This is a genomic window from Peribacillus sp. NJ4 (genome assembly GCF_030348345.1).
In the GTDB taxonomy this organism is placed as follows: domain Bacteria; phylum Bacillota; class Bacilli; order Bacillales; family DSM-1321; genus Peribacillus.
On sequence record NZ_JAUCFQ010000002.1, the window covers coordinates 102,024 to 123,714 of the forward strand.

Consider the following 21,691-nt stretch of genomic DNA (forward strand, 5'->3'; position numbering starts at 1 on the left):
TTGTATGCAACTGTCAAATTTGAATGCAAATTGCATGCAATTGAAAATTCCCTGTTCCACGTAGGGAGTAAACAAAACGACAAAACTCTAACGATTAATCAATTAGAGTTTTGTCGTTTGGATTTTTCTTTTATCCAATTGAGCATTTTTTCATCGTTCTTGTTGTTTTGACGCTTATTTTCCTTTCTGAGGTATCGCGAAAGGGTAGAGTGGGAAATGCCGATTTCCTCTGCTGTCTGTCGGATACTCATATTTTGGGAGTCCATCATCTCTCTCATCGTCTCAGGAGAAAGCGCCAATTCCTTTTCCGGTCCAAAATGAAACGCCTGCTGCTCTGTCTTCGGAATGCTACTGGTGATCACGGAGGTCACTTTGGACGGAACCTCAAAGGAGTCTTCTATTTCAAGTGTCGGAGCCAACTCATTTAGTGAAAAGTCCTGGGAGAAAAAAAGGTCTTCTGAAATCGAATTTTCGTGACTTATCTGATTCATCCGTTCAATAATTTCCTCATTCACCAAGCGGTTTGAATCTATCATCATTTTTTTCTGGTTCTCTTTAACGACTATGTCCGTTGGTAGAATAAGCACGTTCAACTTGGTCCAATAGCCTTGGAACCATCCTTTTTTTCCAACTTGTTCCTCATCGATCTCCTCGGTGTAGCTCCAGCTACTGATCACGCTGTCCTTTTGCAATTCATCCAAAACGTTTTCAAACTTATCCCTTTTTTGCACTCCATTATATCGACTGGATATGTCCATTATTTTCAATAGGGTAGAGACCTTAAACGGCTGATGCAAGGACCTTCTAATGGTCCTGATTTTCCACTGTAGATTTAGGTAGCGGGTCAATCGCTTGTGTTCGCGCTGTGTGTAGTGGCTATACTGAAACACCTTTAAATCCAACAAGCCAAGTGTGCGATTGGGTCCATCTAAGTAAGGGGTAAGAACAGGGGATGGCTTTACCTGTACCGCATATATCCCTTTCGCTTCCCCGGTCTTTTTATCATAAGCAACACGGATTTTCCCGATTTCGAACATTCTCTGGAAATCCTTGAATTCATAAAGTTCATTGTCCTGGATATCCTGGGTGTTGATCACTTTTACCTGTTGATTGCCCAGAGAGATCCAAATGCTTGAAAGTGCAGCAACCCGTTTCATGATATTGAAGCGATCTTCCTCGCGGAAGTCCAGTTCCCGTCCTTGTGCTGTCCTTTTCTTCAGGTTCCTAAGCTGTAAGGCATCATTGCTATGGAATTCAATATACCCGTCAACGGACTTGGGCGAGACCATCCATAAATATGTAATTAAGTCAAAGAGGTCGGCGGTCATTTCATCCAATGAATTTATAGTAGATTCTATCAGTTCAAGCCACATTTCCTGTTGATCGGAGGCTAGCTCAGCTTTCTGTGATTCTGGGGGCCTTATTTCAGCCAATCCCCTAACCTGTCCACGATTGTCTATAATCTCGGTTGCCAAGAGACCAGCCTCTCCTTTTTTAAAGTCCTTTTTCTTTGTCACGATGTCTCTCATTAAATGATAATCAATATCCATGCTTGAATAGATATAGTGGCGGCTCAAGGCTTCGCTTATTTTCTCTTCATTGGTACTGCGTTTTATCTCATCCATCGGAAATTCATGTATGAAATGGCCGGCCAAGATAACCTTGATTGTATCCTGATAACTGTCCACGGCCTTTTTTATCATTTCTTTTGTTATAAGTTTTTCGAAGTATAACGTTTGAGTGAACAAGGAAAATAAGGCTCGGAAACTTGGTCCCATGGTAAAGCCCGGAACCTGATTTTTTACCTCTTCCTCCGTCATACGATAGGCTTCCTGTTTCCATTTATCCAAAATATAAGGACGATCTTCAAACAAAATCTTGGTTTCTTCGAAAATAGAAATTTTCAGAAACTCATAGTTTAAAATCATACGATCATGTATATCGTGATACCTCAACAACAACCCCATCCTCTCTATTGCAGGAATCCTTGGGTGGAAAGATTAGAACCTTTTCATCTAAAATGCACCACTTTCTTATCATTATAACAAGAGTGGACCACATTTCGAAGAGTAAATGCACCATTTACTACACAGGTTTCGAAATAATGGTGCAAATGCACCAGTTACAGTCTAATTAACTAAACACCTCAATTAATAAGGAATTCCCTAGCTGAACGCTTTAAAGAAAAAGTGATAATAGTTTGCCTCTTCATTATTATCACTTTTTTATTTTTCAAATGAACTTCAGCATTCAAAGAAATGCACCATTATTCTAGCTGTGAGCGGAACCTGTGTACCATTTATAGAATAAATGCACCACATATACCCTATATGTGGCACATTTTTAGTGAATATGAATTCTTAGAAAAATTCTATTTTGAAATCGCTTTAGGGAAGTTGAGTAAAATATGCACCAATTCACTGAATTCGAGCGGAACCTGTGTACTATCTTATGAAAGAAATGCACCAAACTTATATTTTCGGAGACGAAGTGAGCGGAACCTGTGTAGGAGGGTCAAACGTTGGTGAAACAACCATTCAGCATCGATTTACTTTTGTTATCTTAAAATTGCACTCAACTTTTGATGAAATATTTAGAGATTGAGCGGAACCTGTATATCAAAAATGCACCACAAGCCCACAAAGGTGAGCGGAACCTGTTTGGCATCACTTTTGGCTCAACGTTAATAAAGTTCGATATGACAGGCTTTTTCAGTAACCCATTCAATTTGATATATGTGCACAATTGGTCCATTATCGGCCTTTTTGGTGCAAAAAGCGAGCGGAACCTGCATAATAAAAAAATTTAATATTTTTTTCTATCCCTTGGGGCTCTAGGTCTCAGGGGCATTTTTATTTTTGGTGCATTTCCCTTAGAGAGCACCCTTTTTCAAAAGTCGAGTTCGATATACTTTATTCAACAAAAAGTTCCATGCAAGAAGTGGAAATCGGTGCAATTTATATTAACTTTGGCTGTTTGTATTCAAGTATTAGGAGGAAGGTGCGAATCATGGGAACTCCATTGGCAGAAAATCATAAAAGAGGTCTCCATTCAATCGTTGACATCATACAATTTATGACCCATGATGGATTGCTTCTATACAAAAAAAAGGGTACCCGCCAGCCTATAAGCAGGGTGGTTGCATACGAGAAATCTATAAGCGAATCCAAGAATCATAAAGGCGTGGTCTTTGTATCGCCATCCAAGGCCGAACTTGTGGAGGGAAAAGGCTACGTCGTGACCTCTTATGAAACGCTACAGGAAAAGTATCAAACCCTGTCACACTGGACACCCAATACCTACCGAGGTGGTACATACTATGATTTTAAAAACCGCATCATCAAGGGGCATCAGCGTGAAAACCTTAAACAAATCCATGTCATAGGACTTGATATAGATTCGAAGGAAGTGGATTTGTACGCCCTTTATCTTGGATGTGAAGAATTGGGATTGCCAAGGCCAAATCTTCTGCTGGAAACGCCAAGGGGATTCCAGGTCTTCTTTGTCCTGGAAACTCCCTTCCACATAAACAAAAAACACGATTACAAGGCTTTAAGAGTGGCCGAGCGCCTGTCGGAAAATATTCGAAAGGCGCTTAAGAAATATGTACCGGTCGATACTGGATGTATCCCTTTCGGCTTCTACCGCATCCCTAGAGAAGATAATGTACTGGACTTCTATGACCAACCTGCCAATACAAGCCTATTGCTTACCTGGTCCAAAAAGTATGAAGAGCAGGAGAATAGGAACTTCCTGCGTGTTGTCTACAACAAGAATACAACAGCAATCGATCAAACATCCTCGGACTGGTATCGTGCGCTTATTTGTGCTACACACATCGAGAAGGGGCATTATGGCTCCAGCCGTAATAATGCGCTCATGACACTTGCACTTGCCAATTATGCGAGTGGTAAGGCAATCGAAGAAGCTTATGATGAACTTGATCAATTCAACAGTAACCTGAAACAACCACTTAATAAAAGAGAATTCGAACGTATCCTGAAGAGTGCGTATTCAGGCAAATATAAGGGCGTAAAACGTTCATATGTGGAAGGCTTATTGGACCTTTGGACAGATGGACAAGCTAAATTCAAGGGAAAGGAAGGGTGGTATAAATTCAAAAAGCCACGTGAAGAACGTGTACGTTCCCATTATAAGGAGTGGGAAGAGGATATCATAGCCTATCTGGAGACTCACACAAGCCCTGAAAGGCCATTTTTGGGGGCGTCTTTGAAAAACCTTGCTGAAATCTTTGGGATGCCCCTATCCACGCTTAAAGAGGTCTGCAAGCAATCTAGTAAACTCAAAAAGTTTACGATAGGCCGCGGACGCGGGGCAGTCACTAAACTGGCCAGCCGTTCCATGCTATTCAGGAGCTTGTTGCTGTTACGTAGAAATCACATTCGCCAATCCCAGCTGACGTTTGCCGAATTGCTGCCCCATCCGAATCAATTTACTGCAGCCCTTCCAATACCCACATTGGAAGCCGAATTGCTGACGCATGAAGTGGACATAATGTATAGTTCCGGGGCTTCTCCGCCGGATAAGATGACTTCTTGAAAATAATAAGCCAGTCTGCCATTACATATCTATAGTATCCTTCTTCTTGGTTTTCTAAGAACTACTGCTGTTTCTTATACTTGTCGTGTTTTGGGGCTGGGGTGTTAAAGTTTTGATGATCAATCTTGTTTACTTAATTTTATTCAGGGCATGTAATGGTGTTTGCATGGTTAGAAAATGAATTTTGTGGGGAGAGTAGTAGACGCTTGGTTAACTGTTAATTATTTATTTTTATTCATTATTTACTGCATATTAGGGTGCTTAGTTTGTGGGTTTTCTTGGGATCTAAAAAGATGATCTTACATCTTCAGTATCCTTTAGTTGTTTTCATCAAGAAACTTAAACTAGGTATCTTTAGTCCTTATTGTGTTTTATGAGTAGGTGATTTTAGTATTAGATTTTAAGTCCGTGTAGGTGATACTACACAAGTTAACATCCAAAAATATGGTAATTTTTAATCAATTCTCTTTACAATCATTGCCAAACAAATGTACGTCTAGTAGACTGAAAATAAGTAAAAAAATAGCAAATAATATAGATTCCTATACGTAAATGGAAGGGTAATGAATGTCTTTATTATTTGTGGTCTTAAAACGACGACCACCCCAATCACACAAGGGGCGAACACCCCCTGTTCATTCTCGTTACCCGCAGAAGACCTCGCCCATACTACGTAAACATAGCCGAGGTCTTCTGCTACTCAACTAAAGGCGTAGGTATTCAAAGTGTGATGGGGGTGGTCAGGTTAGATTATTAGATAATGTGGAGGAGTGATGGTTAGGTAGTTGAAGAGATAAGAATTAAGTTCAAGTGATTTAGTTCAAGGTCAAATATCAAGTTCAAGAATAAAAAAGTTCAAGATCTATTTCAAGGTCAAGGGAATAAGAAAGTGGAGAAATGGTAGGAATGGGAGATTAATGTAGAGGGTTTAACAAGGGCAATATTATTTTAAAGGATTGTATAAACATACATTTTTAATCCATTCTTCTTGTGGTTGTTGACTAAATAAGAGCTTAACTGTTTTATGGATTTTTCTTAGATGTAGTGTTTTGGCTGGGCCTGAAAATACTTCAATCATTTATTTTATTAGTTGTGGTTTTACTTGCGGTTTTATTTATGAAAATAATAACTATTTTGGTAAACTTTAAGAGGGAGAGTGGTTTCTATATTTTCTAGAAGAGGATGATATTTTTGGTAATGCTAAAGTACACTTCGTTGAAAGAGAAAGATTTGGAGTATTTATCGTTTATTTTGAGGAATGGTATGGTGACGGCCAAACAAATCATGTTGAAATTCAGGGAGCCGAACATTCACCGTGTTTATCGCAGGCTACGAAAATTAGAAGGCCAAAAGTTTGTCAAGCATGAACGCATTGCACATAAAGTAGGGGTATATCTTGGAACGATTGAGGCCAGGAAATTAACGAATGTCAATGTAACTGTTCCAAATAAGGCAACGATCTACACCATGCAGCATGATCTTCTTATTACCGACTTGATTCTTTTTTACGAACTACAATCGGAAAAGCAGGCCGTTGACTTTAAATATCGGACAGAGAGAGAAATTCGTTTTTCTATGATAGGAGAAGGAGATAATCGAAGTAAATTGAAGGCCTACAATGATAATCGAGACCGCATACCAGATGCCGTTTTCTTTTTTAAAGGAACAGATGGGAATGTGACTACCACTTGGGTTGAGCTGGAATTGAGCAAGAAAGATCGTAAACGCTATGATTACAAGTTTAAGATGTTTGATGACATGCTTTCCGGTGGACGACAGGACCATCAGCTTTACTCCTACGATCAGGTGATCTATTTTGCGAATGACGTAAAAATTCATAATGTGATCAATCAGGCCAAACAGCGGTTAATTAATGCCAGCAAGATTACTGTGCGTAATGTACCTTCTATCATTTTGGAAGAACGTTGGGAAGAGGTGTTGCCGGTTGGAACCGATGGAAAGCCAGGGAGAGCCGAAGCAGACTGAAACCGATCAGATCGTTGGCGATCTAGTGATTTATGGATTAATCGGCATAATTGGAGTCTTGTTTTTTCTTCCTGCCATGCTTGGAATGCTGATTTTTGCGATCCTTACCCTCTTTAAGCGGGATTGGATCTCCTACGTTATCCTTGCAGCCGGAGTCATCCTTTTGTTTTGGCAATTTCAAACAGGGCGGCTCCTCAGTTATTTTGGATTGATTTCAGACATGAACATTCCTTATATGTCAGATGCTTTGGAAAGATTCCTCAATCAGGGGGACACCATTGCCGTGACCAGTACTTCCTATCTTGTTTTACTCGGTTTAGCCTTTCTATTCTCATTTGGATTTTTTATCTTCGCCAAATACTTTTGGAAAAAGCGAGTGACCACCAAATCTGGTGAGGTGAAGAAGCAAAAAGAAGAGCAGAAATATAAGGCTTTCCGCAAAAAACGAGTGAAGTTTTTGAATAAGAAGCAGAAACAGTATCGACATAAACCGTCCAAAGAAGTGTTTGTCGGGTACTCCGATTTTAAAGAGCGTGTAACGCTTCATTCAAAAGAGCTCAATTATCACATGCTAGCAACAGGAGGAACCGGTACTGGAAAGACTACGTTGATTGCCTCCCTAATGGAAGCGGCTTTGCAACAGGAAAAACCGGTTATTTTCATGGATGGGAAGGGCGAAAGGAAGTCGATGCTTGAATTTAAGGCCTTGTGTGAAGCCTATGGCAGGAAAGTGTATCTATTTTCCGAAATGGACAATCTCACGTACAATCCGATCAAGAATGGTACCCCAACCGAAACACGAGATAAGCTCATGTCGCTTTTTAGCTTTTCGAATGAAGGGGATGGGGCTTACTATACCGATATTGCTTCCCGTTATTTGCAATTGGTGGTCAAGTTGATTGATGAGGCAGGGGTTCCAAGAGACATCAAGACGATTGCGAAATTAACCAATCATAAATACATGAGCGAATTTTTCAGGGAACATAGCAGCCAAGTTGAAATCGAAGAAGAGTTCGAGGTGGAAGTAGAGGAAGAAGTCATCGTCGAAAGGCAGGCGCCATCTACAACGGATGACGATTTAAGCGGTTTTATAGCCAATGCGGAACCAAAGAAAGAAACGGTCAAAAAAATGGTGGTAGAAAAACGGAAGCGATATGTTACAAAGCTTGAAGAGGGCATGCAGCGTATAAAAAAGGTGTTAGATGACGAATTTCCGGAAGAAATTGTGGAGGGATGCCTGACACGATTGAAAATGCAACTGGGTGAGCTCCTAGAATCCGATCTTGGTCATTTATTTGTGGAAAGGGAGAACGGCATTGATCTTCAAAAAATTACGGATCATAACGACGTCGTCATTTTCAGCATTTCCGGAAGCCGATATGCCGAATACATTAAAAAGATTGGAAAAATGATCATTTTGGATGTAAATAGTTTGGTAGCTTATAGACAAGCCCAAGGGCGTAAATCGATTTTTGGTGTGTATGATGAGTTTTCTGCCTATGGTGACCGCAGGATCGTGGATATCGTCAATAAATCACGTTCTGCTGGCTTTGAGTGCATTATCTCCACCCAAACGTTGTCCGATATTGATGCCATTGACCCGATCATGCCGGAGCAAATCATTTCCAACTGCAATATTATCGCAACAGGCCGTGTCAATTCCTCCAAAGACGCCGAACGGATCGCCCAAGTTTTTGGTACGTATTCCGACCAGGAAATAACGCAGCAGATCGAAAAAAAATATCCCCGGATCCGTTATGAAGCAACGATGGGAACGGTTCGGGATGTAGAACGGTTCAAGGCGAATCCGAGCGAGATCAAGAATTTGCAAATCGGTGAAATTTTCATCAATCGTAAAATGGTAGAAGAAGATATGGGTGATACCTATTTCCGACGAGTCTATGTTCGAAACGCACTAGAGTTAGGGGGGATTCCACCAAATGAAGCTTCTTGATACGCTCAAGCATGGGGTGAAGAATAATGCAGACCGAGGGCGCAAGAAAGTGATGAAAGATGAAAGACGACTCAAGTCGTCGCGATTTAATGGACGAATGGCCTTTAGCTTTGTATTCTGGGTTGTACTTTTAGGGGTGATCTTTTTGACCTTTCTATCATGGTCCCGGACAGGCTTCCTGAACGAGAAGGTTAATGGATACCAAGATAAAGCCGCGGCACAGATCGCGAGCCTGAATGAAGTGGGTTTCGCCAATTCACCAGCTGGTGAAGATTATTCCAGACAGTTTATTGATACTTATATCAACGTACCCGATGACGAAAAGCAGCGAGAAGAACGATCCAAGGCACTCCAAAGCTTTCTTGCAGAAGGGTTAGAAGTTGGACAGTTGGAAAACCTTTCTGAGTTTAAAGGGAAACGAGTTTTGAAGAGTGCTAGTTTATATGATGTGAAAGATATTTCGGAAGCAGCGGCCAGTTATGTGTATCGTATAGAATATGAACTTTTCAAGATCGTCGAGAAAAAAGAACAGGTGGAAGTGAAGAAGAAAAACAAAAACGGCAAAGTAGAGGTCGTGAAAGAAGAAAAGACCACTAGGAAAGATGAATCGCTAGGAAAGAAACAGCAAATGATTGTCGTTCGGCTTGGCACAGACGGGAATTTCTTTAACGTAATGGAACAGCCGTACTATCAAGCTCTTCCGAATGAGACTCGATTGACGGCCATTGCTGATAAAACCGACAAGGCAGACAAGAATACTGAGGTAGAGAGTGAACTTCAGCAGTTCGCGACACAATTTTTCACTTCTTATACGACTAATTCTACTGAGGAAATGTCGTATCTCATGGAAACCCCCGAGTCTCTTAAAGACCTATACGAGTATAAGGGCCTGGAAGGCTTTGTGGTCTATGACGGGGAGAAAAAAGGGCAATACATCGTGAAGACGCTGGTCCTCTTACAAGAGACGAATACGGGGCTACAATCGAAGCACCCGTTTACCCTGGTTGTGAGCAAGCAAAATAATAAATTTTATGTTCATGAATTAAAACACACTAAAGGAGGATGATTTTCATGCCAGATATTACAGGTCTTACAGATTACGTGTCGTCTCAGGTAGCGGCGGTCTTGTTCATTGTTATGGTTGTCATGATTGTTCGAGCTTTCATATCCCAACGTTGGGGCATGTTCTTCTCTAGCTTCATCTTTGCAGTCGTTTGCTATGTGATTGTCTCTAATCCGGGTGAATTCGAAAGCATGGCCAATGCCATTTGGAATCAAGTGAAAAGTGGAGGGCTTTCATGAGGTCAGCTGCTTATAGCTACCGGAAATTCTTTAAATATCCCTTGAAAATTTGGAAAATTGGAAAAAATGAAAAATCCCTCGTCTTTTCCAAAGGGATTGAGATTAGGCAAATCATGGTTGCCCTCATGCTTTTCAGTGTCTTCTTTCTTTTCAGAGGGAGCATCAACCAAGTCCTTCCAACGACGTTGCAGCTGGCTTTTTATGCCGTGTTGCCTTGGATGATCGCAGGCGCAATCTGTCGAAGCAAATTGGATGGTAAACGACTTGATCGTTTCTTTATTGGGTACTTCCGATATTTGTATTCGAAACGATTTAGTTACAGCAGCCATAAACCCGTATACCAACCACAGGTGAAGAAAGCACAGTCATACGAGCGATTCCAATAAGGGGGTGATCCCGTGATCCAATTTCCGATTCAATCTTATAAAGACAATGTGATCTATACGCATGAGATGGAGGCTTGGTCTTACTATCGACTCCATGAAAATACGGTAGGCGTGAATGAGCATGAGGCTGAAAATAATCTGGTGAACCGTCTTCAAAGGCTCGCTTGGCAATTGGCGGCCTTCGAGGAAATTGACTATAAAATCGTGCCGATACCCGTTGATATTGATAAGCGTATGGACAACCTGCAACAACAATATGAAGGCAAATATGCCGAAACAGGAAAATATTATGCGGAACGGGCAAAGGAAATCTTACGTGAAGAAGCTAAACATATCGTCGAGTACAAATTTTTTGTAGGCGTGAAGTTAAAGAAAAGGGAGCTGGATGAAACGATCATCAGCACCTTTACTTCTTCCTTTAAAAGCATGAACCGTTATTTGCAAAAACTTGCCGGTTTTGAAGGGCATGAGGTGGACGATCTTACAGCCAGTATGTTCGAGGAATCCGAGGAAGATGCTTTTACGACCTTAAATCATTATCTAGGAGCTTTCAGGGTGAAAGAAAAGGAATTACGCTATATCATCCGTCACCAGTTCGTAAGGGGTCAGAAACAGCCTGACGGTGACGGAAGTGTCTACAGCCTGACAGAAGGCATTCTCGACCCAGGGAAAGCCGGGTATCTCCATATTAGTCAACTGGATGATGAATCATGGTGTGCTTTCCTTCCAGTTTCAGAATTTCCGGTTGATCTAAGCCATAAGGAGTGGGCTTACTTTTTTCAATCCTATCAATTTCCGGTAGAAGTCAATATGCGGACCATTTACAAAAGAAAAAAAGAGGATGAGAACCAAACCAATACCATCAAAAAGAGATTTCGCGATCAGGACGCTCAATTGATTGAAGCGAATGAGGATGACGACAGTTTAATCAATACAGGACGTGAGCTCCTGCATGAACTTGAAAATGAAATTAAAAACCAAGGAAAACCACTTCTTAGAACGCACATCCATTTTGTTGTATATGGTCCAACCAAAGAAGAAGTCCGAAAACGAGCTAGAAGGCTCAAATCAGATTTTAAGGATCAGCAAATTGAACTTGTGCAGCCACTTGCCGACCAACTCCTTTTATTCCATCAATCGTTACCAGCAGCCAAAATTATAGCAGGGGATTGGGAGCAGATCCTTACGCCTGAATCCTTTGCCGAATCCCTTTTCTCCCTTACACGAAAAATCGGAAATACCGTGGGATTCTATCTTGGTAAGAATTTATCGCATGATGGGGAAAGTATGGAAAGCTCTCCCTCTCTCGTCTTTTACCATCCGTTCCTAGCCCACTTGGGCTTAAAGGGATCCAAGTATTCCTCCCCGCATGTGACCATCTCGGGACCCACAGGGATGGGGAAATCATATCTACTAAAAGATATTTTATTAAATGCCGTCTTTTTCGGAGCGAAAGTCCTGATGACGGACCCGAAGGACGAGGTGGAAAAGAAATTCAAGCAAGCCCTCACGCCTGAAATGAAGCGTACCGCCCCCTTCTTTCAAGAATTAATTGAGAGTTTCAACTATATCACTCTATCAAGCGAGAAGAAGGATGCTGGAAAGCTAGATCCACTTACCTTCCTTGAAGGGGAAGAGGCGCAGGATGCAGCCGTTAGCGTGCTTGAATACTTATCGGAGCTTCAATCGAATGAAAGGAATGTGAAAACGGCCATTTATAAAGGGGTTCGTCATGTCCTTCAACAGGAAGAGAAGCCAGGCCTTCTGAAAGTCGTACGTTATTTGCAGGCAGTCGAGGATCAAGACATCAAAAATGTGGGAGATCTACTTTATGAGATTGGAACAAACGGGGTTGCAAAACTGATGTTTTCAGAAGGTGATGTTGTCGGAATCAGTCTTGATGAGCAAGTGAATATCTTGCAGATTCAAAACTTAAATCTTCCGGACGAAGGCGAAAGGGCGGCTACGAGGGATGAACACATTGCCGTTGCCCTCATGCAGCCACTGGCCAAGTTCGCAACGAAATTCGCGCGGGATGATTCGGTCGTCAAGATGACGGTGTTTGAGGAAGCATGGATGCTCATGAATACGGGTGCCGGGGATCGCCTAATCAATGAATTACTTCGTACAGGACGTTCCTTACGTTCTGCCGTTTATATCGTCACACAGTCCACCTATGAATATAACAAACCACAGATCAAAGAGAATATAGGCACGAAGTTTGCCTTTAAAGCGAAAACAACCGAAGAAGCTGGGAACATCATTGAATTCCTCGGGATGGAAGATAACAAGGCCAACCGGGATATGCTGAAAAACCTTTCGGAAGGCCAATGCATTATTGAGGATATGTACGGGCGAACGGCCAAGATTCAGACGGATGTCTTGTTTGATGAGTGGATCAGCGCCTTCAATACAAAAGAAAGTGATCGTGGAAGGGCAGAGACCGAGGAGGCGTTCATGTGAAAAGAATATTCATCCCTTATATTGCTTTGATGGCACTTTTATCCGGTTGTAATCAAGGCGCATCAACTTCTGAAGATATTTCGAAACTAGCTTACGAATGGGAAAAGGCTTATTTTGATACTGACTATGAAAGAGAACAGGAACTCCTTTACGAGGAAGGTTCTTTCGAAGTTCATAAATCTAGAGATAAAAAGGATTCCGGATTAAAGTATGGAAATATCCGGTATGAAATTTATTATGACGAAAGTTTAGAGCAGTATTATGTTTTTACCGATTTTAAAAGTCCTATTGGAGCAAATGCAGTTAAAGACGAATTGTTGATTAGAAAAAAAGATGATGAATGGAAAATTGATAAAAGCAATAGTTTGGATATCGTCCGTGAAGATATATCAGAGAAGTTTGACAGGGAAGCCTGCATTAACTGCAAATAAGGAGGGATTGGATGCAAACCCTTAAACAAGGCCTAGGCTTTTGTTTAGTGCTGTTGTTTCTTCTCTTGCCTACATCTTCCGTTGCAGAAGATGCGGCCCCTACTGTTCCGAAAAAAGAGGAAACAGTGGGACGTGTGACATTGGAAGGTAAGGAATATCCTCTCTATCATTATCAGATGGAAGCAGATATCGGTGACGGTATCAAGGAAGCAGGCGATAATGCGTTACATGCCATTAATCAAGGAATGTGGGGATTTAATAAAACCATTGCCAGTTTTACTTTATATTCGGTTAACCAGCTGATGTCCTTTGATTTGATTGGGATCATTGTTGATGAAGCTGCAATCATGAGTGAGCGAATCTATGAAATCATGTCCGGAACGTTTTTATCCTTGTTTGTTATTTTAGTGGGAGGTACAGCTGCCTGGCGTTACCTTGTAAATCAACAGGTCGGCCATGCGGTGAAATCAATCCTTGGAGCTATGTCTATCATGGTTATTACTTTTTGGTTTTATTCAGATACAACCGGAAACATTAAATGGCTGAATGATCGGGGGGCGGAGCTCGAAGGAATTACAAGCTCTGCAAACGTTTTGGTCAGTTCTGATGAGTTTGACAGCAATGCTGCCTATGATTCCAAAGAAGGAATTGCGGTGTTGGAAAATCAACTATTTAACTTAATGGTGAAGCGTCCATATTTACTCATGAATTATGGTTCTACCAAAGAATCTGATGTAGTAAGCGAGGATCCGAACAGAGTTGATAGCCTTTTAGAAATAAAACCAAATACAGAGGAAGGGAAAGAGCAACGTAAAGTAGTAATTGAAGACGAAGTTAAAACATATGAAAACAAACAAATGTCATCCAGTTTTAGCGGTGAACGGTTCGGATACTTGATTGTCACGATTCTTTCAACCATTGCACTTTCCATTCCAGTCCTGTTATTAGGGACCTTTAAGTTTTTACTTCAAGTATGGTTCTTGGCGTTAGTCATTTTCACAGCCATACCATTAGTTCTTTCCGTCATTCCTTCTTATAGTGAAACGGCCTTGAATCACGGGAAGAAGCTTGTGGGCGTATTACTTATGAAAGCGGGATTAGTCCTTTTGATTGCCGTTATTACTGGACTTGTCACATTGCTGTATGAATCCGTAAAAGTGACGAATGGTGTAGAAGGGTATGTCTTTGTCGTCTTTCTTATCTGCATGACCATTTGGGGATTATTCAAATACCGTTCCGAAATCTTTGAAGTTGCTTCTGCTGGTATGATTCAAGGTCAACAAGTGGTCGAGAGAGCGACAACCAATACACTTGATAAGATGGGTGATGCTGGTGAATCAGGATTCAAGGGAGCCAAAAGAATGGTCGCCAAAGCTTATAGAGGCCACCAAAATAAAAAGCGTCAAGAAGAATATCAGTCGAGAAAAGAAGGTACGGGCCGAAAGACCTTTACCAATTCACCCATAGCAAACAGTAGAAGGTCAGAACACAGAAAAGTGGTTGGCGAGAATACATCTCAAAAACCAAGTGTAGGGTTACATGGCCAACAAGCAACTGGTAAGGGCTCGGTAAATACAGCAACGGGTTTGAATACAGGCATGGCCAACCGATCAGCTTCACGAAATGCGGGAGCTGCGATTGATTTAAAGGATTATAAAAGTGAAAAGGGGGAAGGGGCAACAGGCAAAGGACCAGTCGGTGGACAACCTTCACGAAGTTCTGAACGTACGGTTTCGGAAGCCCGGAAGCCTGGTGTGAAGCCTCCGGATTCAACTAGACAAGAAAGTAGAAAACAAGAACAGCCTAAGCCTTCTTGGCAACGGACAGAGGGGGTACATGACCCTGGAAATCAACCTTCCTCGCATCGTAATCCAGCTACAAAAATGGAAAGCAAACAAGAAGCAGCAGCCTCAAGAGAGCCAGGCAAACACCTAACGCAATGGGAAATTCAAAAGAAGATGGATGCTAGAAAAGCAAAAGTATTACCTTCCATATCCGTCAAACGTTCGGAGGGCAGGAAACCCAAAGCCAAGGAAACCGAAAAGGATCGAGAATGATAATTCGAGAGGATTAGTCATGACAGGTATGTTTGTGAACATCCACACCTATTGTTTAGTCAGAATCTCTTTTTAGAAAGGAGTTCCTATGCAAGGCGTTTTAAAGAAAGGTGTAAAAGCAGCTGGAACCATTGCCATTCTCAAAAACCCCATCACTTGGATCCTAGTAGGCATCCTTGTTCTCCTTACATCGCTTTTCGGATTTGCCTTGTTCATTTTAATCAGCCTGGGCGGTGAGGACCAGTTTGAATCAGGGATGTCCGGTGAAGGAGCAGGAGGAATAGCGCGAGTGTCTTCTGAAGTCATGCGATACGAGCCGTTAATTCGGAAATATGCGGAACAAAATGGGGTGGGGGAATATGTCGGGCTTATCATGGCCATGATTCAACAGGAGTCTGGTGGACGTGAATTAGATGTGATGCAATCTTCCGAATCTATCGGGCTCCCACCCGGTGCCATTACCGACCCGGAGTATTCCATTCAGGTAGGCGTGAACCATTTTGCAGAAGTGATGAAGCAAGCCAAAGGTGATGTAAACCTAGCTTTGCAAAGCTATAACTTTGGAAATGGATTTATTGGATACGCATTGGAGCGTGGAGGCTATTCCAAGGAAGTAGCCATCCAGTTTAGTCATAGTATGGCTGCAAGGGAAGGGTGGAGCCGTTATGGTGATGTGAATTATGTGGACCATGTCATGCAATATTACAACGGTGGAAAGGACAGCGTGGTTGTCATGGGGGACGGTTCGCAATCTTTTGATGTAGAGGAAGTTCATAACATAATGAAACAGTACCTCGGCAGACCCTATGTATGGGGAGGCAGGACACCAGCAGCAGGAGGGTTCGACTGCAGTGGGCTGCTGGAATATGCCTTTGCACAGGTTGGCATGGATATGTACGGGACAGCTCAATCGCAGTACATCAAAACAAAGCCGGTTCCTGAAGACCAAATAAAACCGGGTGATCTCGTTTTTTTCTCCACCTATAAGCCCGGTGCTTCGCACGTTGGCATGTATGTGGGGAACGGTCAATTTATCAATGCCAATAGCAGTGGTGGTACTTCTTATTCGGCCGTTGAAGAATGGAAAAAATTATATCCTTTCCTAGGTTTTAGACGGATCTAGAAATGGAGGTGCAGGGCATGGAGTCAACCCAAAAGAAAAATTTCTTGTTTATGATGATAGTATTCGTCATGGCTACTTTGGTCATCATGTATATATTCTCTCTGCGGTCACAGCTGAATGAAGTCAGGACCAACCAGGGTAACTATGAAGAGCAGATTCAATCCCTATCCTCTATCCAAAACACGGATGCTTTAAAGGTGAATCGCCAGTTTCTTGAAAGTTTTTTCTCTTATCAAACCACTGCCGAACGATATAAAAAAGTTGAACCATTCATGACCGATCAAGGATTCAAAGCGACCCATCCTTCCGGAACGGAACTTCCGGATTCGAATGAGTCCGTCCAATCAGCCATGATAGGACTGAAGCCTTTTGAATACCAGTTATCGAAGACGGAAGCTGAATTTTTTAATGAATTTAAACTCACTACGGAATTTAACAATGTGGCTGCCACCGAAACGGTTATCGTTAAAACTTCGCTCATATTTGTGAAAGATCAAGGCTGGAAGGTAGATGATGTTGAATTTATTGGACAATTAACGGAAGGGAAATAAAAGAGGATTTTGGCATTCACTTTAAATTCCTATTTAAAAACAACTCTCAACTATAGAATCTGCTACTGGGAATTTGGGTAAGAGGTCTCCTCAAAGGAACTTACATGGCGTTATCAATTTGGTTGAATAATCCAAATAAGTACGGATGATTCCGATGAATGCCTATTAACCGTCTTCTCCACTTCAAAAGAAAACAGCAGTTTGAAAGGTTTGAGTAAATCCAAAAATTAGGAGTATGCTGTAATTGCATGCTCTTTTAAATAATACAGTTATGTTTATAAGGGTCCTGCTGGTAAAACGCAGATATTATATGCTAAGACAATTTCTGGATAAGAAAAGCCGATTTCCTACTATAGGGAATATTGGCTTGATTGAGGGGTACAGATAGCAAAACGGAAACTGGTTACCCCAAAAACGAAAAAAATGAGCTAAATTCTCATAAACAACTAGAGAGAGATAAAAATTTCGTTTTGGGGATACCTTAGAATCTTGGCTTGATGGCTATGTGGTAGGACCCCTCTAAGAAAAAAACCTGAAAATTTAATAAGCTACAGGAGAAAATTAAATGTTTTTATTCAGATTTTTGGGCTAAAAATGCACTTTGCACTTGACTTACTGCTGTTTGAGCTTGTGCAATCTCATTAGCAATTTGTTTGATTGCTTCTTGAGCTAAAGTTGGGTCTGAAGATGATTTCTCAATTGCTTGAGTTAGTAAACTTTGGGTAAGGGTCACATTTGCTTTAGCTTGATTTAATTGGTTTACGTCAATTTGATTTTGAGCCATTAGAATCTTCCCTTTGTATTATTTTAAATTACTTTTATATCTTTACCAAGCTCAGTCTTTTTATAACCGGGAAAAACCAAAAAAAATGTTGGTTTTATTTGAGCAATTTTTTTCTCTTCCTATAGAAAATAGGTGTATGTAAATTACGCATTTTGATTATCGTTACCGTTGTCAACGATTAAAGAATGATCTTTATCAGTGACGGCCGCATAAAAGATGTTATTGATTTGGTGAAATCCTTGGGTTGTCAATTCTTCCTGAAGCCATTTTTCATCCTTTTGGATTAATCTTAAATTTTTATGCTGGATTTTCCCTTCGACAACCATGGCAATCGGGAGTCCTTGATAGTCTGTTTCAATATTTAAGTGTCTAGGCGTTAAATTAACAACAGATTGGTTGGGCAATATACTAAGTTCTCCATTCGGTTCCAGAATCACATAATCGATATCCCGTATGTTCGGATATCCTGCAGCTCGAATGGTTGACAATAGCTCCACGAGAGAAAAGCGAGTTTTCCGTAAGTCTTTTTTGGAGATTTTCCCATGTTTGATTAAAATGCTTGGTTGGCCAATGAACATTCGATTTAACCTGCGAAAAAGACTTAATCTGGAAAACAACAGATACATGATGACAATGGTAATGATTCCTGCAATGGTCTGTCCAATTCCGTCGGCTTTGATAGGACTGACGGACAACGTGACAAGAAACACAATGGCCGCAAGATTAGGCGGGGTCAACTGAGCCAGTACAGTCTTTCCCATACAGCGCATTGCCAAAATCACTAGACCAAAAAGCAGAATTAACTTCCCAATAAAAGTGAACATTTTTTCAACCTCATTTTAATGCTTCCTAATAAAAAGACAAATACTATTCTGTCACAAAACCATGAAAACATACTTACCAAGGTGGACAACTTATATACAATTGAAGAAAATCTAACTTCAAGCCAAGTTATCAAGCACTTTATGAAATAAGTTATTTATTAAAATAGGAAAATCTTTACCGGGAAGGGTAATGCAATGATCTCATTCAATCTTCTAGGTCTCAATGGTTCCATTCCTTACCTATTCGATGGGCTAGCCATTAAAGATGTAATCATTCCAATTATACAAATAGTTAAGCCAGAAAAAAGGAAAGCTTTTAACTCTAACATTTTAAACGCCGACGTTACAATTAGACCATCTATCATGAAAATAACGACCCCTATATTTACGGACATAGCTTTCGATATAATTTGAGCTAACAAGTCGGTTCCTCCGGTACTTGCCTCAAATCGAAGCATGATTCCTACTCCGATTCCAATTAATCCTCCTCCTATTAACATACTCGGGAAAATAGAAAGGGAAAATTGGTTTCTTAAAGGGGCTAGGCAATCAATGAACATAGAAGCAAAAATTAAACCGAGAAAGCTATTATAAAAGAACGTTCGTTCATTAATCCACGCGAATATGCACAGAGGGATGCTTAAAAGAAACATGGCTAAACCTGTTAGAAAATCAAAGTAATAATGAATGATGAGTGCAATGCCTGTAATCCCTCCATCTAATAAATGATGAGGAACTAAAAAGCCGTTTATTCCGATACTCAACAATAGACTACCTATAAGGATAGCCGTGATTTTCTGAAGAATATACATCACCTTTTATCATATGTTTATTGCTAATATATGTACAAGCATATGATTCCAGAATGAGGCTGAGATTTGTATAAGTTGAAAGCAACCTTTTAAAAAAAATGGGCGTGACAAGTTGAATTTCCCTTTAGTTTACATATACATCTCCTTTTACTGCATTACGTTTGACAACTTTTGGGTGAATTTTAGGAGGCATTTATTTGCCTCCTATATTTTTGGAACTAATGAAATAACCTATGAACTTATAAAACCGATTATACAATCAACTTTTTAAGATATACGCAACTTTATCAATAGCTTTTTGTAGTTTTTTACTGTTTTTTTCATATAACTGCTTAGCATCTTTATTTTCTGTTCCTAGTGCAAATAATTCTAAGTCTGCTTGGCATTTTTTCATGGTCGAAAGAAGTAAAGGCCTTTCTTGAGGAGATGGTACTTGCAATATATCATCAAAAAGGTCCACCGTTAGTTCTCCATAAGAATTTATTTGTCCAAGAAAGACATTTTCAATGGTGACCCCTAATTTTTCTAATTCAGTGTGTAACCAACCTCGACTTCGTCCAATCGTCGCAAGTGGTTCATCCAATATTTCACCATCCATTATGACGGTCTGAGGCTCTTTAACTGAAGCAACCACCAAGTTTAAATCCTTTGCCGTTAAAGGCTGGTTCTCTTTCTTCAACATAACGGATAAATCTCCAGTTGCCTCTAATGCCGCGAATTCTACATCAGACACCTGAAAGACATCCTTTTTTCGAAGTAATTCTAACAATTCATCCGTTGTATATCGTTCCTTTTTCAAATTATCTTCCATGATTTTTCCATCTTTGATAAAAACAGTTCCTTTTCCTTCTACAAGATCCCGAAGCAGTTTGCTTTTCAAAGTAATTAATCCAACTATGAAAGGTATTGCTGCAGTGGTTACAATCCCTATAATCCCCACTGAAATATTTCGTTCAAGTCCCGTAATCACTTCTGCCCCAATACTACCTATGGTTATCCCAACCACATACTCAAAGTAAGACAGTTGAGATAGTTGCTTTTTACCTAACAATTTAGTTACTAAAAAAAGTATAATTAAAAACAACAAAGCCCGTACAAATACATCTAACCAATCAGGCACTACATAACACCTCCTTTTTATACGTTATTTTAAAACCCTTTATACTGGAATTCCTCACTCTCCAATTCTCCCACCCTTTTTTTCAAATCTATCACTACTTCGTTCACTACCATCATCGTTTCATGTAAGATTTGTTTGGATTCGTTTTCATTTGTCCGTAATGCTAAACTCGATAAACTGGCTTCTACGCCTTTTAGGTTGGCAAGACATTGCTTTACTTCCGATCCGATGGTCATCTTACATCCTGAGCCTAATCCGATAACAGTTAGTAATAAAGGTTAATTGGTTTATTTTGTCTTTCATGAAATCAACCCCTTTGTTTTATCATTGAAGGTAAAAAAGGTTGGTTGATACTCAACCAACCTTTCCTAGCTTTTCATTATTGTTGTTTGTATTGGGGTTCTTCTTGTTCGATTTGTTGAATACGTGGTTCAATGCTGTCTATAACGGATTGAGTTTGTTTAGCAGCATCTTGGTAAAGCTGCTTTGCTTGTTCGTTGTCCGTACCCAGTGAAAAAGTTTCGAAGCTAGCCTGAGCACTTTTCAAACCTGCCACAGTTGTCTTAACGTCATTGATTACTGTCATGAATAACGCCTCCTTTTTTTATAAAGATATACTCTTTTAGAATGGTGAAAATAGAGCTTTATATACCTTTAAAATTTATCCATATTTTCATGCCTAAAACCCATCATCAGAAGTAATTGGTAGTAAGTTGCATCTTTTTCCTAAAAATATAAAATAGCAACCGTTTATATCCACACGGTTGCTATTTTTCATTACTATAAACGATTCCAAATTCTTTTTAAATCTAATGGTACGAATACTTTATCCCCATGTATTTCCTTATGTATGATGAGTTGTGAAAAGCATGGATCTAAACTTAACCCTTCTGTTTTATGCCTAGCTGGATTTATTCCTAAAAAATAGCAGCACTTGCACCTTTGCTGTTACAGTGGTGCTTAAGTCACCTCAGCAACAGATCCAAGACCTCATTAATGAAATCAATGCATTGCACAATGCTGGTGTTTTAAATAGTGGTCAAAGTAACTCCTTAATTGTAAAACTTAATGCAGCCATCAATTCATTGAATAAAGGTCAGCCCCATGCAGCCTGTAATCAACTTCAAGCATTCATCAACGAGGTAAACGGTTTGATAAACGCAGGAGTGCTAACTCCCGAACAAGGTCAATCATTAATTGATTGTGCAACACTTATTCGTAACCAAATCGGGTGCGAAAGTGAATCAGAGGTTTACGAAGAAAGTGAATCAGAAGATTGAAACAGGGGAAAAATTTTGAATTATAGACTCGAAGAGAGGTTGACTTTTGTTTATGTAG

At 40.4% G+C, this 21,691-nt stretch carries 20 protein-coding genes; 13 read left to right on the top strand and 7 right to left on the bottom strand.

The annotated features are described in order from the left end of the window. Nucleotides 1-98 precede the first annotated feature (98 nt). The gene (locus QUF94_RS25600) at nt 99-1,955 is read right to left on the bottom strand and encodes a helix-turn-helix domain-containing protein (RefSeq protein ID WP_289318572.1); all 1,857 of its coding nucleotides are present in this window, start codon (nt 1,953-1,955) and stop codon (nt 99-101) included. A 629-nt stretch (nt 1,956-2,584) separates the two neighbouring features. Between QUF94_RS25600 and QUF94_RS25605 the strand changes: the two genes are divergently transcribed. The 12 genes from QUF94_RS25605 to QUF94_RS25660 all read left to right on the top strand — a co-directional run bounded on the left by QUF94_RS25605 (nt 2,585) and on the right by QUF94_RS25660 (nt 16,813). Further along, entirely contained in the window at nt 2,585-2,809 is a 225-nt protein-coding gene (locus QUF94_RS25605; protein ID WP_289318573.1) for a hypothetical protein, read from the top strand. Nucleotides 2,810-3,009: 200 nt separating this feature from the next. Beyond that, entirely contained in the window at nt 3,010-4,560 is a 1,551-nt protein-coding gene (locus QUF94_RS25610; RefSeq protein ID WP_289318574.1) for a primase C-terminal domain-containing protein, read from the top strand. Nucleotides 4,561-5,757: 1,197 nt separating this feature from the next. Continuing rightward, entirely contained in the window at nt 5,758-6,546 is a 789-nt protein-coding gene (locus QUF94_RS25615) for a hypothetical protein (protein WP_289318575.1), read from the top strand. Next, on the top strand, nt 6,515-8,500 hold the full coding sequence (locus QUF94_RS25620; RefSeq protein ID WP_289318623.1) for a type IV secretion system DNA-binding domain-containing protein: 1,986 nt from the start codon (nt 6,515-6,517) through the stop codon (nt 8,498-8,500). The genes QUF94_RS25615 and QUF94_RS25620 overlap by 32 nt, the downstream gene beginning before the upstream one ends. Continuing rightward, entirely contained in the window at nt 8,487-9,566 is a 1,080-nt protein-coding gene (locus tag QUF94_RS25625; RefSeq protein WP_289318576.1) for a conjugal transfer protein, read from the top strand. Before QUF94_RS25620 ends, QUF94_RS25625 begins: the two co-directional genes overlap by 14 nt. 5 nt (nt 9,567-9,571) lie before the next feature. Continuing rightward, nucleotides 9,572-9,802 carry a TcpD family membrane protein gene (locus QUF94_RS25630; RefSeq protein WP_016236199.1) on the top strand — a complete coding sequence of 77 codons (231 nt, stop codon included), beginning with the start codon at nt 9,572-9,574 and terminating at the stop codon, nt 9,800-9,802. Then, nucleotides 9,799-10,188 carry a TcpE family conjugal transfer membrane protein gene (locus QUF94_RS25635; RefSeq protein ID WP_289318577.1) on the top strand — a complete coding sequence of 130 codons (390 nt, stop codon included), beginning with the start codon at nt 9,799-9,801 and terminating at the stop codon, nt 10,186-10,188. Before QUF94_RS25630 ends, QUF94_RS25635 begins: the two co-directional genes overlap by 4 nt. A gap of 12 nt (nt 10,189-10,200) precedes the next feature. Next, nucleotides 10,201-12,651 (top strand): ATP-binding protein, encoded by a 2,451-nt coding sequence (locus QUF94_RS25640; RefSeq protein WP_289318578.1) that lies wholly within the window; start codon nt 10,201-10,203, stop codon nt 12,649-12,651. Next, entirely contained in the window at nt 12,648-13,082 is a 435-nt protein-coding gene (locus tag QUF94_RS25645) for a hypothetical protein (protein WP_289318579.1), read from the top strand. Before QUF94_RS25640 ends, QUF94_RS25645 begins: the two co-directional genes overlap by 4 nt. Before the next feature lie 11 nt (nt 13,083-13,093). Beyond that, nucleotides 13,094-15,139: a CD3337/EF1877 family mobilome membrane protein gene (locus QUF94_RS25650; RefSeq protein ID WP_289318580.1), complete on the top strand. Its 2,046-nt coding sequence runs from the start codon at nt 13,094-13,096 to the stop codon at nt 15,137-15,139. 88 nt (nt 15,140-15,227) lie between these two features. After that, nucleotides 15,228-16,262: a bifunctional lytic transglycosylase/C40 family peptidase gene (locus QUF94_RS25655; RefSeq protein ID WP_289318581.1), complete on the top strand. Its 1,035-nt coding sequence runs from the start codon at nt 15,228-15,230 to the stop codon at nt 16,260-16,262. A gap of 17 nt (nt 16,263-16,279) precedes the next feature. Then, on the top strand, nt 16,280-16,813 hold the full coding sequence (locus QUF94_RS25660) for a hypothetical protein (protein ID WP_289318582.1): 534 nt from the start codon (nt 16,280-16,282) through the stop codon (nt 16,811-16,813). A 571-nt stretch (nt 16,814-17,384) separates the two neighbouring features. Here QUF94_RS25660 and QUF94_RS25665 read toward each other — a convergent pair. From QUF94_RS25665 to QUF94_RS25690, 6 genes are all read right to left on the bottom strand, one after another. Further along, complete coding sequence (locus QUF94_RS25665; RefSeq protein ID WP_289318583.1) at nt 17,385-17,597, bottom strand: hypothetical protein; 213 nt, start codon at nt 17,595-17,597, stop codon at nt 17,385-17,387. A 143-nt stretch (nt 17,598-17,740) separates the two neighbouring features. Continuing rightward, nucleotides 17,741-18,421, bottom strand: a complete 681-nt coding sequence (locus QUF94_RS25670; protein ID WP_289318584.1) for a DUF421 domain-containing protein — start codon at nt 18,419-18,421, stop codon at nt 17,741-17,743. Nucleotides 18,422-18,657: 236 nt separating this feature from the next. Continuing rightward, nucleotides 18,658-19,233: a YitT family protein gene (locus QUF94_RS25675; RefSeq protein ID WP_289318585.1), complete on the bottom strand. Its 576-nt coding sequence runs from the start codon at nt 19,231-19,233 to the stop codon at nt 18,658-18,660. Nucleotides 19,234-19,492: 259 nt separating this feature from the next. Beyond that, nucleotides 19,493-20,353, bottom strand: coding sequence for a DUF421 domain-containing protein (locus tag QUF94_RS25680; protein WP_289318586.1), 861 nt, complete (start codon nt 20,351-20,353; stop codon nt 19,493-19,495). Nucleotides 20,354-20,382: 29 nt separating this feature from the next. Next, complete coding sequence (locus QUF94_RS25685; RefSeq protein WP_289318587.1) at nt 20,383-20,589, bottom strand: DUF1657 domain-containing protein; 207 nt, start codon at nt 20,587-20,589, stop codon at nt 20,383-20,385. 143 nt (nt 20,590-20,732) lie between these two features. Continuing rightward, complete coding sequence (locus tag QUF94_RS25690; RefSeq protein WP_048683800.1) at nt 20,733-20,939, bottom strand: DUF1657 domain-containing protein; 207 nt, start codon at nt 20,937-20,939, stop codon at nt 20,733-20,735. 370 nt (nt 20,940-21,309) lie between these two features. Here QUF94_RS25690 and QUF94_RS25695 point away from each other — a divergent pair, with 370 nt between their 5' ends. After that, nucleotides 21,310-21,633, top strand: a complete 324-nt coding sequence (locus tag QUF94_RS25695) for an FIMAH domain-containing protein (RefSeq protein WP_289318588.1) — start codon at nt 21,310-21,312, stop codon at nt 21,631-21,633. Nucleotides 21,634-21,691 lie beyond the last annotated feature (58 nt).